Below are 13,395 nucleotides of genomic sequence, written 5' to 3'. Positions count from 1 at the left end.
TTAGGTAGCATCCAAGTGACCAAAGACTGATTTGCGAACAACCGGATCACGGATTTTCCAAATCACCGCGTCCGTGAAATAATGGTGCACGTTGACGACCATCATGGTCGCCGTTCCCATCATCAAGAAATACCGTGGCACCACGCCTCCTGCTGTCCAACCCAGAATCTGCGTCCACTCGAAAACGACAAAACCGATGACAACCAAGGAGAGGTAGTAAAGGAGCATGTGCATTTTCATGCTTCCATCGCGGCAGTGTTCGTTCATTTCGACGCGAGCCGGGAACATCAGATATTGCAACGCATGAAAGATCTGCAGCAAAAAGAATGACTGCGGGTAGACATCGACCATGACGTACCAACTGTAAGTCGCGCACCAAGGCAACCAAACTTTTAGCGGCACGATTCGTTGCTGCGATTTTCCCAAGAGCCAAAACCCCGCCGCACCCAGCACGAAGCTTGCCAACACCAAAACGCGGCAGGCCGACATCAGTGCTTTCATCATGTAGATCCCCACGTCTTCCTGTGGATACCAAGCTTCCAACAAACCCATGGCTTGGCAGCCCCACGTGATGTGGTACAGGAAAAGCGCGTAGAACCCAACGCGAATCAATCGCCGGTGAGTCGACGTCATTCGGAACCCCGACAGGCTTGCAAAACAAGCCGTCGTTCCCCAGGACTGCCCCACATAGTGCCACCCCAATAGGACCGGCGCCAGTGCATTCAAGACAATCATGGGAAACGGCAAGGCGCCCGATTGTCCGCTCTCGATTGTCAAGCTATTGCGATAGCTCCACAGCCCGACATAAGCAATCAATCCAATACCCAGCACCGGCGCCACAATGGTCACCAACGGATGCTTGCGAAAATTATCGCGTCGAGAATACAGCACGCGATACGATGCCATAAAATGCGGCGCATTGATCAGCAGGTCCGTAAACAAATAGGTACCGACGGCGATCAAGGCTCCGTCCATGCTGGTGACATTGATTGAACCGTAAACGATCACGATCAATGCGATCACAAGCGAAAGCCCACCGCCGAGCAGCAAATCAACGCGTGGCGAAATCAACGTCTTTTCGACGTTCGCAGATTGGCTCGCATTTTTGGGCATCTATTCCATACCTTAAGCATCGTTCGCATTGGCCCAGCTACTGGGCGAGCCGTCGAGTGCGTTTCCGTTTGGACAATCTAACGCAAACGTTTGCAGTCGACCACGCAGCGGCACCGCTAACAGGGCCATCACGGTTCAGATCGCACAATTTAGCTGATCGCAGTGAGGCTTGGTTGCGAGGCTCGTTTGGCGAAATTGGGTTGGCGAAACTGGGCGCTCGCCAGGGAACCAACGCAAACGCTCGAAAACGAATGATACGGTTGAAAAAGAATACTCGTGCAGAGCTACGGTCTCGAACGGCGTCTCTAAGCGACACGTTCGACTCGGAGAACCGTACTGCCGTGCGAAAGGCCAACCAGCGCCGCAAAGACTCAACTAGCCAGCTGACTTCTGTGACCGGCGTCGATCGATGCATTCGCCGCGACGTTCCCAATTCGAAACGAAAAAAAGCGTCGTCCATCTGCGGGGATGGACGACGCTCTCGACGTTCTCGTCGGTCGTTCTGAAGTTCAACAAGCCGATGGCTTGCTCTCTTCTAGTTTAGACCAATTCTTTCTTGGCACCGACGAGAGTTCGCAGACGTTCGGCCAACAAGTGGGCGTCGAACGGCTTTTTGAACGTTTCGTTGATGCTACTGCGATCGAAGCTCATTGGCTGGCCATCATCTGGCAGCAATGCAATCAGCACGATATCAGTGAAGTCAATGTTCTTGCGCAAGTTCTGGCAGATTTGCACTGCTTCGATCTTGCCAATCGAAAAGTCAACAATGATACAGTCTGGATTGAAACTTTCAGCTTGAATCCCAGCTTCGAAACCGCTCGCTGCTACAGCAACTTTGAACGATTTTTCGGGTGGCAGTTCGCGCTTCAAGTTTTCGATCAGTACTTGGTCTTGGGCGACGATCAGGCACTTTGCCATCGCTTCGTCTTCCAAGTCTCCAAGGGGCATACCGTGTTCCTTTAGAAACTTGATCAGGTATTCGCGTGGAATACGTCGATCTTGTGATCCAGGAATTCGGTAGCCTTTTAAACGCCCCGAGTCAAACCATTTGGAAACGGTTCGGGGTGCTACTTTACAAATCTTGGCGACCTGTCCAGTCGTAAAGACCTTCATCTCAGGCTCTCCATAACGCCTCGTTGATTATTCCCTCGAACAATGGTGCGTCGGTAACCAATTGTCCTAGCGGTCTTCGTTCGCCTCGTTCTCCATAATCACAACCGGTCCTGATCGGTTGGCATTCGCTTGCGGTGGGTCGCTCGCGAAAATGATTGCAGTAAATTTGGCGTTGGGTCAGACCAGCCGGCTCGCGTCCTGCGACGCTCTCCGAACGGGATCCTCGCGGTTTTTTATTGAAACAGTTGTTTGTGACCAAAGAGAACTTTGGCCGGTGGAGAGATGCTGTTGACCTCGGCGACCAACGCCGAAAGTTCCGCGTACTAGTCGATCGATGCAAGATGCAATTGCTTGCAACTTGCGCAATCGAGTCGTAGGAACGTTCGGCTATAATCGCCGTGTCGACATCATGAGTCCGTATCAAATCAAAGCCAACAAGCAATGTCCTCATGACGAGGCTCGTTAGATCAACTCGCGACAGTCTCGTGACTGCTTTCCCAGAATCCCCCCTGGGTGAACATCGGATAACGTTGATTGCCACCAGCCAGCAAGTTGTCTTGGGCGACCGCTTGCGAACTCAATCAACAATTCCTTTGTCCGAGAGTTATGTCGAGTAAAACCGTGCTAACTCTTTAGTGCGTTTGAATAGGATCAAGCACTATCAGCGGTTTTGACTGTCTCAGCCGGACCAAACCGCTCCCCCTGGGTGGGCCAATTCGGTGGTTTTAACGCACTTTTCCCCGTCTTTCAGACTTCACCGCACCTTCACAAGTTCCAATGCCAGCGCTGGCACCGATCGAAAAGATTTTTTCCCTCAGACCGGTCATTTCCGTCAGGCAGTCTTCGATTTGCGCCAGCCAAGCTTGATTCGATGCTTGGGCCGCCCCATCGCCAAGATCGAACGTCGCGTTTCACGCCAGTCGACGGTGCTCTTTGATGCGACGCGGCTTTACGTAATCATGTCAGTGCCCAAATGCATTTCCTCTCGCAACCCAAACCTTTCTCATGCAACCCGACGCACTTCGCTTCTTTCAGACAGCACTTTCCACGCCCAGTCCTTCCGGCTACGAAGAACCAATCCAAGCGGTGATCCGCGACTACATCACGCCGCACGCTGACGCTGTTCGCACCGACGTCCACGGCAACTTGATTGCAACGATTGGCGACACCGATGGTCCGGGACTGATGTACGCGGGACACTGTGACCAAATTGGGATGGTGATTTCGTACATCGATGAACTGGGTTTTCTGTACGCACAAACGATCGGCGGATGGGACCCCCAACAATTGGTCGGGCAAGCCATGACCATTTGGACCGCCAACGGACCCATCGATGCCGTCATCAGCCGAAAGCCAATTCACCTGCTCACCACAAAGGAACGCGGCCAAGTCGTTCAGTTCGAACAAATGTGGCTAGACATCGGCGCCGCCGATCAAGCCGAAGCAGCGTCGCTGGTCCGTGTGGGTGATCCGGTCACACTGGAGCTTCGACACCGGCGATTGCAGGGAAGTCTGATGTCTAGTCCAGGCATGGACAACAAAACGGGCATGTGGACGGTCATGGAAGCTCTCCGTCGTTGCTCAGCCGAGGAGAAGAATCTTTCGTGCCACCTGCACAGCGTCGCGACCGTCCAGGAAGAGATTGGTTTGCGTGGGGCAACCACGGCAGCTGGCAGCATCAAACCGTCCGTCGCCATCGCCGTTGATGTTACCCATGCTTCGGATTGCCCCACGATTGATAAGAACAAGCAAGGCGACATCAAACTGGGGAAGGGCCCCGTTATTTTTCGTGGTCCAAACATCAACGCCAAATTGGCCGCTCGGCTGATCGAACTGTGCGAATCAAATTCAATTCCCTATCAACTGGCCGCCTTGGGACGCGCCGCGCCCAATGATTCCAACGTATTGCAAATTCACGGTGGCGGCGTTGCCACGGGATTGGTCTCGATTCCCAACCGCTACATGCATTCGGCAGTCGAAACGATCTCCCTGGATGACATTGATTGCGTTGCACAGCTATTGACGTTGTTTGCCCAAAGCTTGACCAACGACTGTGATTTCATTCCAGGTTGATCACCCCAGATACAATTCGTCATGCTCCTTGGCACGATCTGCAGTTTCAGCTGCCAGCCCGTGTAGCGTTCGGAAAACTCTCGCAACAAGTTACTTTGGCTGTCAAGAATCAAATGATTCTGAACACAATGTCGGACAAAGTGCTTGGCGTTGATGCATCTGCTGATGCAACAGGAACTTCACGAGCCTGTCGGCGGAACGGCGCGAGCCGTCCGATGCGTCAACGACCGGATGGCTTGCGTCATACCGCTAAAAAACCATCTCCCATTTTCAAAAAGTGATGCGCCCTGCTGCGACGTGCGAGAAAATTGACGACTGCTTTTCAATGAACTAGTCTTTGGCGGTGGATTCCCCCGCAGATTGCTGTGTTTCTTTGTTGCCGATTGGATTAGTCAATTTTCATGAATGAGTTTCAGTCAGCACCGAAATCAAAGATCGCTTGGGGCTTTGCCATCTTACTGGCCGGCCTGATGCTGGCTTTGGTGTTCACAGCAATGGAACAGCCAGCGACAGAAGCAGTGGTCGTCATCGATGTTGAGATTGAGAAATCCGAGGCAAGCGTTGACGCGGGAAATTCCACTTCAGATGGAGTGGTCGAAAACAGCGTCTCGGCCAAAGACTCTCCCGGCGACCCCCGATGGCCAAATGCGTCGGCGATCGAGAACGCATCGACGACGGACGGCGCAGCTCTTTCTAAGAATGAGCTCAGTGCCGAAGTTGTTCTGAACCAGGAGAAACAGAAACACATCTGGGAAGTGGAGCACAAGACGTTCGAACTAGAGACCTATCTTGGCAAAGCGTTTCGATCAGCATTAAAGAATCGCGATGAGTCAGCGATCGCAGATTTTTTCACAGACGACGCGAGCGTCTCGATTTTACTTCCAGGAAATGAGATTCGAGACACAGTTGCCACGGTGGTGGAGACGCGGAGCGATTCAGATTTGCAGAAGTCCAACGCACAGGGCCTGGCAGCAAGGATTGTAGATTCGATCGATTCAATGGCCAAGATCGACGGTTCTCGTTTTCGCATATTGGAGCTGAACACGACCAATGGAAAGGACTGGACGTCGCGAATCCTTCTTGAATGCTCCGGAGCGGACCGTGATGGAAAACGTCAGATCGTCGAGTCCTTTCATTCTGTCAAACTATGTTTTCAAGACGACGCGGAAATCAAGCACGGCAAGATCATTACGAGCTGGACGGATGAATCCCGAAGTTCACGTCGCGGTAAACAGGCGTTGATGGAAGAGGCGACAAAAGCAACGGGGCTTGCGCAGCTTGGCATCGCTGACAACTGGAACATGGATCCCGAACTTACGAACCAGTACTCGTTTCAAGTCGCCGTGACCGACTTTAACAAGGATGGTTTTCCCGACATTGCCGTCGCGACCTACACCGGGACGCCGCTCCTGCTGCAATCGGTTGCTGGCGAGAGCTTTCAAGACGTCGCCGAACAGATGTGGCTGAAATCCTGGGAGTTTGAGTATCAAGAGGGGCTTATTACCAGTTTGGTGGCTTGGATCGACTACAACAACGACGGTTGGCCTGACTTGCTGTTGGGCAATCGCCTGTACAAAAATCAAAACGGCACGTCGTTTCAGGACGTTACCAAACTGTCGGGACTCAAAATCGGCCATGATCCGATGGGTGCCTGCGTGGCCGATTACGATTGCGATGGCTTGCCCGATCTGTATGTCTTGTACCAGGACAAAAAACGGATTCGTCGCTCTCGAAAACCGAAACCCTGGGTCGGGGATGCCAAGACAGGTGCCGAGAATCACCTTTGGCACAACGAAGGCGGGCACTTTCGCGATGTAACGATCGAGAGCCGATCCGGAGCCGGTGCGCGACACTCGTTCGCTGCGGTATGGCACTACATGGACGACGATCATTTCCCCGATTTGTATGTCGCCAATGACTTTGGCCAGAACGTTCACCTACGCAATCTTGGCAACGGCAAGTTCGAGGAAGTGTCCAAAGTCGTAGGTACTTCCGATTTTGCAACCAGCATGGGTGCATGCTCTGGCGACTTGAATAACGACGGTCGTCCCGAGCTCTACGTCGCCAACATGTATTCCAAAATGGGCCGTCGAATCATCAAAAACGTCGGCGACGAAGACTACCCATCGGGCATCTACGAACAAATCAAAGGGTCGTGTGCTGGCAACCGGCTCTACACCGCCCAAGGCGATTCAAGTTCATTTCGCGAGATTAGTGAGGTCGCAGGCGTCAACGATGTTGGATGGGCCTACGCGCCGACGATGGCTGATTTCGACTCGAATGGGTTTCTGGATATCTACGCAACAACCGGATTCATGAGTTTTAAACGCGGAAAACCCGATGGATGAACGTGCTTCTGGAGGGCTGTCGTGACACAGCCGATGAACCGAACCTGCACTCACCCGAAACTGGGCGAGGTTGATGAAGCGGCCGGAGAGTTTTGGGTCGGCAATGCATTCCAGATTGTTGAAGAAGGGGAAAACTTAAGCGCGTACGAACGCAACCGTTTGTACCTGGGCGTCGACGGAAGCGATTTCATCGACGGCTCGTTTACATCGAACGTCGATATCGACTCCGACTCTCGTTCTGTTATCGCGGCCGACATCAACCAGGACGGAGCCTTGGATTTGCTGGTAGCGTCGGTGGGCGGTGGTCCACTGCGACTTTTCCTGAACCGGATTCCGCAGAAGAATCGACTGCGACTTTCTTTGGAAGGAGTCGAAAGCAACCGACTGGGGATCGGCACGCGATTGATCGCACGTGTCGGTGATCGTCGCGTCGTACGGGACGTATTCCCCGCAAATGGTTTCATGGGCCAAGCACCCGCTATCGTTGACCTTGGCATCGGCGATGCCGACAGAATTGATGAACTGTCGATCCGTTGGCCAAGCGGCAAGCACCAAATCCTCAAGGACGTCGATCCGTCGAAGTCATTGCATGTCGTGGAAGGCGTCGCGCCAAAATAGCTTTGCGGTCGTCAGAGACTCGAAAGTAGAACAGGCTTTGCTTCACAATCAATCGGCAGCCCTAGACCGCGCGGCCCCCGATGATTCCAACGCATTGCCATTTCACGGCGGCGACGTTGCAACGATCTCGCTGGATGACATCGATCGCGGTGCACAGCTACGGACGCTGCATAACAATTAGCGTGGCACAGCGATTGACCATGTTTGCTGCAAGCTTGACCAGCGACCGTCTTTTTGTTCCGAGTTAGGCGATGGGTCTTCTATGCTCTGACAACAGCTCGACAAAGTTGATCAGCGGACGGCCTTCGGTCCGAACTCGCCTTCCCAGACCGATTTGTTTTTGTAGTGGAACACGGTAATCGCCTTGCCAGCCTGAGGCCGATCGAATTCGGGAACAGGGAAAAAAGACCATTCAGGCTGCAGCCCTTCGACTTGCCAGTGCAAGTGTTCGCCGCGGCCGTGCTGGACGTCGTGCCTTGCCGGTTCTCGAACGGTCGCTTCCATGGCCTTGCCTTGGTCTCGAATCGTCAGCAGTTTCTTCGCCTTCGAAAAAGGCATGATGACGAAGTATGTGGCGAAGATCGACCCAAAGATCACCGCGAGCCATCGATAGGCATTCGTGTTACGTTGTTGATGCCCGATAGCTAATTCGTAGACCTCGGGTTGTGACGCGGAATACCAGACGGGCATAATCTCCCCCACGGCAACATCTCCCGTGGAGTCGGGGATGTGTTTCTGGCCTTCGATGGTACGGCCGTCTTCGGTCTGGAACGTGAAGGTCATATCGACCTTGCGCACCGTGCTGTATGTCCCTGTGCTACTGCTTCGGATCGTTCCGCTTCCCCAGTAGTTCTTGGCTTGAGTGATCGTGGCAACCGCTTCTACTCGATCGGAAGCCAGTTGTTCGGCTTTGCCTCCCGTAAAGACAAACGTCGCCGCGATAAATAAAAAACAGATCAAAAGGAGCCAGAAGAGGCCACCGCGCAAACGCCAGCATAGGCTCCAAAGTGCAACAGGCTCGGTATTCATATTCAAATCAGCCGTTAGATTTGGCCACGGGAGGATACGTCGTTTTCAAACACACGTTGGGGCCGCACACAAAACTGTACGAACCGAAATTCATCTCGTTTGGACACTCGCAAGGCCATCAGGATAAGGCAAGTCCGTTTTTGCAACTGCGAAGCTGAGATTGTCGCTAGATGGAACCGATTGTCGCCCTGAATAACAAAATTCGAGACCAATACAAGGCGCCGTTCCATTGCTAGTCGTGTAGTTCGTAAGACGCAATGGATGACAATGGCGACGCTTGCTTTGCGGCAGCGTTGCCAGTGTAGAGCCGACGGGTCTACGGATGGTTTGGACACAGCAATTGGTCAGCTATATTCAATTTGCAATAAGCCCCTTATTCAAGACGTGGTCGCTACACCCAGCGTCCTTACAAGAGCAGGACGCGCCGCATGTCGAATTCTCAGACCGCTTCGAAGCAACCGATTCGTAAGAACTGGCTTTTTTCGCTGGCTCCCGTCGCAGTAGCGGCCAGCTTCCTCTGTTTTTTCGTCCTGCAACGCCAAGAAATTTTCGGCCGTCTCCCTTACTCAGTGCTAGCCAATGAAAACTGGTTGCCCTACGTGTGGGCGTTGGTAGCGATACTGCTGCTAGGCCTGCAGATGCGTTACACGCAAGCGGGAAAAACACTTGGGACCATCGGCGTCGTACTGCTCGCCGCCGTTTGTCTGTGCCTGGGATTCTTACTGGTTGGGAGAACCGGCTGGGGACAGTACCAAGTACTTCGGCACGAATGCCTAAAACACCACTATGGCATTTCAGCTCTGCGCCTGAGCGACACAGAATCCGGAATCGTCGCGCGATTAACGGATCCGGCAGTCGGTCACTACCTCCATGTTGACAAGGAAATGTTAGAGCATCTCGCGCTGAAACGTGCGGATCTGTTCGCACGTCAACCTTGCCGAGCCGCTTTGGCATTGGGTTCACTTGTCCAATTAGGCGTGTTGGCGGAAGACTTGACCAACGATCCCCAAGGTTCTGAATTCGCGTTGTATGCCTTGGCCGGCGAAGTCTACCGTTCACCTCGCGAATCCATGCTGTGGCTGCCGCAACAATCAGTCGATCACACTAACCATGCAACCAGCCTAATTGACAAATACATTGACAACGTTGATTCGCTTTCCGATTTGGAATTGGAAGCTTTGGTGTTTTGCGTCGCGAACTTTCGCCAGCTAGTTGACGATGCCCAACGCAAGCGCGTTCGCGAGGTCTGGATCGCACGTGTTCCCGAACTAAATGCCTTGATGGCAGAAGGCTACCGTCTGGCTGATAGTCTCAGCCGTTCTCTGTCAACCGACTCGGCACTTGCCGGCGATCCCGCAACGGCCAATTTGCAAGTGGAAGAGGGATATGCAATTCCCTATGACGCAACTGCCAAGAACATACAGCGGAGCCTAACGCGATCGCTGCAAACGCTCATTCGCCTGCAACCCGGCAGAGCGTTTAAGTGGCGGGAACCAAGCGACGGTGACAATGGCGATGGTAAAAATGGCGACAGCGACGTGAAAGTCAAACTGAAACTCAGCGGCGACGAACTTTACAAGTACCAGCGCCAGCTTTATCTGTGGCGAAAAAAACACCAATCCGGTAGGTATCGACGCATTGGCACCAGGACAGAATACCGGCCCAGTCGCCCCACCAGAGAATTAGTCTCAGCAGGTAAGTCAGAAACAGAAACCGTTTACGGTGCGACCGTCGAACTGCAAGCCACACTTCGATCACACGCTCTAAGAAGTTCAGACAAGACTACCCCGAAGGACAAAAAGTCTCCTGTTGAGCGAATCGAAAGAGAACCCACGCTTGTGTATTGGCACGACTACCTTCGCATGGAAGACAAGAATGCGGATCTCGTCGAAGTCGGCTACGACCGTTTGTCCGGGCGACTATGGCCAATCGGGATTCATGAATCCTACTTGCGTAGTGACGCGGACAGCGAATACTCGTTGAAGTAGTCCGAAGATGACCGGACGCGATTGAATCGACCGCATGGCAAAAAAGATGCAATGGGCTGTTTCATACCGATTGTTTTTTTGCTCTTTCGCAAAGCGATCATTGCTGGCTGAATCGTCTATGATAAGAACCACTCTCTTTGGTGCGTTTCGCTAGTTGTCATAGGTCTCTTGCACGATGTCTGAATCAAACGACTCGACGGACGAATCCACTGATATCGAGTTTGATTCGGCCTACCAAGCAGCGGAAGAACTTTTCTCGCGAGTCGAATCGCGACGCACGTTCGAATCGCTTGTCAATTCGATGCCGCTTAGTTTGCTGATCAAAGACGCAGACGGTCGGCGTGTGTTTGCAAACAAAACGTATTTGCGTGTTCGCAATACGACGATGTCGGAATTGATGGGCAAAGTCGACGCGGATCTTTTTCCCAGCGAGATTGCTGAGCAATACACGACCGATGACAGGGCAGTGATGGTTTCAGGCAAGTCGCTTCACAGCGTCGAGCCCACCGTCGATCTGGAAGGAAATGTTCGCTGGATCGAACGGATCAAGAGCCCGATCCGCGATCAAGACGACAATGTCACTGGTTTGCAGTTGCTGTTTTGGGATGTGACCGAACGCATCGAAGCCAGGCAACAGCTGGATTTTGAGCGACATTTGTTGCGCACGTTGATGCGCAACTTACCCGATTCGATTTACTTCAAAGACACTGATAGCCGCTTCATTCGCATCAGCCAAGCCATGGCGGAGAAGTTTGGTTTTTCCAGTGACGACGACGTGGTCGGCAAAACCGATGCGGACATTTTCTCCAAGGAACACGCCGAGGGCGCTCGCCGCGACGAGATGCACATCATCCAAACCGGCGAACCGCTAGTCGACCGCGTCGAACGCGAAACTTGGCCGGACCAGCAAGATTCCTGGTGCATTTCGACCAAGATGCCTTTCCTGGATGACACGGGACGCGTCATCGGAACGTTCGGTATCTCGCGTGACATCACTGATCTGATCCAGTCGCAGGACGAACTTCGCAAAGCGCGTGACGTCGCAGACAAGGCGAACGATGCCAAAAGCGAATTCTTGGCCAACATGAGTCACGAGATTCGCACCCCGATGAACGCAATCATCGGGATGTCAGAACTATTGACTCAAACCGAACTGACTCAGGAGCAGCTGGACTATGCCGATCTGATTCGCGAATCCGCCGGATCGCTGCTGGGACTGTTAAATGACATTCTTGATTTCTCCAAGATCGAGGCCCGAAAGCTAGAACTTGAGTCCGCTCCCTTTTCATTGCGGGACTTGGTCGAAAAAACCGGACGCACACTTTCGATTCGCGCTGCCGAAAAGAACCTGGAACTCGCCTGCCGGGTTTCGCCAGAACTACCTGACGGCTGGCTCGGTGACGGCGGACGACTTCGACAAGTGCTGATCAATTTGGTCGCCAACGCCATCAAGTTTACCGAACAGGGCGAAGTGACGATCGATGTCACTTCCACACATTCGGACGCATTATGTGAACAGGCATCTGATTCGCCGGTCCACTTGCGGTTCGCGGTGCAAGACACGGGGATGGGCATCCCGCTGGACAAGCAAGCCGCTGTGATGGAGGCGTTCACCCAAGCCGATGCGTCAACGACACGCAAATTCGGCGGCACGGGACTGGGGTTGGCGATTTCCCGACAACTGGTCGAACTGATGGGCGGTTGCTTAGAAATTTGTAGCGTCGAAAATCTAGGCACAACTTTTTCGTTTACGATCCCAGTCTTGGCCAAACCGATCGCAGAAAACGAGAACCGAAAGCGTCTCGAAAAACTACGTTCAATGCGTGTCTTGGTCGTGGACGACAACGCAACGAACCGCCGGATACTCGACGAAATACTTCAGTCGTGGAATCTGTCTCCCGTCCTGGCTGACAGTGGTGCCGCGGCATTGGAGTGCCTTGCGACTGCCAAAGCTCAAGGCAATCCTTTTCGCTTTGCCATTCTCGATTGCATGATGCCGGAGATGGATGGCTTCGATTTGGCCAGACGCATTCGCCGGCAATGCTGCGACGACAAAATACGCTTGATGATTTTGTCTTCAGCAAAGAGCCCAAACGACAGTCATTTTTGCGAAGAGCTAAGCATCGACCGTTACATGAATAAACCCGTCGTTCAGTCAGATCTGATGGACGCGCTGTTGCAAATCATGGAATCCAAATCCGAGCGAACCGGTTCTCCCTGCGAAGACGACAGCATCGATTGCCCACCCCTGCGCGTCCTGGTAGCCGAAGACGGATTAGCCAACCAGCACGTTGCCATGGGATTGCTCAAAGCAGCAGGGCACAAACCTTCACTCGCATGCGACGGCAAAGAAGCCGTCGAACGATGGCAAACGGGAACTTACGATTTGATTTTGATGGACATGCACATGCCGGAGATGGATGGGCTGGAAGCTACACGAGCGATTCGCGCATTGGAGCAAGATTCCGACAGCCACATTCCCATCATCGCCGTCACTGCTGCCGCGACTCCGCAAGACGCCAGAGAATGCCGCGCCGCAGGCATGGACGACTTTTTGACCAAGCCGATCCGCCCGCAAATACTCCAGGAAACACTCGCGAAACATGCTCCCGACATTCAGTCCAACAGTGATTTCGACGATGACTCTGCGGACGCCGTCAACTGCGATGAAGACGACTCAGGCGAAACCGAAGAGAGGCTTTTTCCTAGTGCCAGCGATATCGCAGATTTGGAATCGGCCAGCTTCAACATTTCGGGCGGACGCGATGGGATGATTCGACTTGCTCGAATTTTCCAAGATGAATGTGTTCACATTTTTGACACGATGGATCGCTGTGCTGGCACCGGGGACGCTAAATCGTTGCAACGAGCCGCGCATACTTTGAAAGGGTCCGCTGACCTGTTCAATGCGGCGCGTGTCGTCCAGCTCGCTGCGCAATTGGAAGAGCTTGCTACTTGCGACGATCAAGAATCCCACGCATCGCTTATCCAATCACTCAAGTCGGAAACGGAAAAGCTGAACGCACTGCTTCGTTCTCTGTAACGAATCTCGCCACTCGGCGTTGCAGCTCTGTTCCGCTTGCCACTTAGTCATCACATCCCTGCGAATCGGA

At 53.2% G+C, this 13,395-nt stretch carries 9 protein-coding genes; 6 read left to right on the top strand and 3 right to left on the bottom strand.

Annotation, left to right across the window (positions count from 1 at the left end; translation table 11 throughout):
- Together K239x_RS10735 and K239x_RS10730 are read right to left on the bottom strand one after the other, a co-directional pair.
- Nucleotides 1-1,113: a hypothetical protein gene (locus K239x_RS10735; RefSeq protein WP_145417796.1), complete on the bottom strand. Its 1,113-nt coding sequence runs from the start codon at nt 1,111-1,113 to the stop codon at nt 1-3.
- Between the two features lie 540 nt (nt 1,114-1,653).
- Complete coding sequence (locus K239x_RS10730) at nt 1,654-2,226, bottom strand: helix-turn-helix domain-containing protein (RefSeq protein WP_007329551.1); 573 nt, start codon at nt 2,224-2,226, stop codon at nt 1,654-1,656.
- Nucleotides 2,227-3,231: 1,005 nt separating this feature from the next.
- On the opposite strand from K239x_RS10730, the gene K239x_RS10725 reads away from it, so the two are divergent.
- The 4 genes from K239x_RS10725 (at nt 3,232) to K239x_RS28460 (ending at nt 7,446) form a co-directional block, all read left to right on the top strand.
- Entirely contained in the window at nt 3,232-4,299 is a 1,068-nt protein-coding gene (locus K239x_RS10725) for a M42 family metallopeptidase (protein ID WP_145417795.1), read from the top strand.
- A gap of 401 nt (nt 4,300-4,700) precedes the next feature.
- On the top strand, nt 4,701-6,647 hold the full coding sequence (locus K239x_RS10720) for an FG-GAP repeat domain-containing protein (RefSeq protein ID WP_145417794.1): 1,947 nt from the start codon (nt 4,701-4,703) through the stop codon (nt 6,645-6,647).
- A gap of 33 nt (nt 6,648-6,680) precedes the next feature.
- The gene (locus tag K239x_RS10715; protein WP_419189918.1) at nt 6,681-7,265 is read left to right on the top strand and encodes an ASPIC/UnbV domain-containing protein; all 585 of its coding nucleotides are present in this window, start codon (nt 6,681-6,683) and stop codon (nt 7,263-7,265) included.
- A 37-nt stretch (nt 7,266-7,302) separates the two neighbouring features.
- Entirely contained in the window at nt 7,303-7,446 is a 144-nt protein-coding gene (locus K239x_RS28460) for a hypothetical protein (RefSeq protein WP_419189917.1), read from the top strand.
- Nucleotides 7,447-7,556: 110 nt separating this feature from the next.
- Here K239x_RS28460 and K239x_RS10710 read toward each other — a convergent pair whose 3' ends face one another.
- The gene (locus K239x_RS10710; protein WP_419189916.1) at nt 7,557-8,063 is read right to left on the bottom strand and encodes a hypothetical protein; all 507 of its coding nucleotides are present in this window, start codon (nt 8,061-8,063) and stop codon (nt 7,557-7,559) included.
- 659 nt (nt 8,064-8,722) lie between these two features.
- Here K239x_RS10710 and K239x_RS10705 point away from each other — a divergent pair.
- Both K239x_RS10705 and K239x_RS10700 read left to right on the top strand, forming a co-directional pair.
- Nucleotides 8,723-10,282 (top strand): hypothetical protein, encoded by a 1,560-nt coding sequence (locus tag K239x_RS10705; RefSeq protein ID WP_145417791.1) that lies wholly within the window; start codon nt 8,723-8,725, stop codon nt 10,280-10,282.
- A gap of 175 nt (nt 10,283-10,457) precedes the next feature.
- Complete coding sequence (locus K239x_RS10700; RefSeq protein ID WP_145417790.1) at nt 10,458-13,325, top strand: hybrid sensor histidine kinase/response regulator; 2,868 nt, start codon at nt 10,458-10,460, stop codon at nt 13,323-13,325.
- Nucleotides 13,326-13,395 lie beyond the last annotated feature (70 nt).

The sequence above is a fragment of the Stieleria marina genome, assembly GCA_007741555.1.
Classification (GTDB): Bacteria; Planctomycetota; Planctomycetia; order Pirellulales; family Pirellulaceae; genus K23-9.
The sequence above is the reverse complement of the archived record's forward strand: the minus strand, read 5'-3'. Positions and strand labels throughout refer to the sequence as shown.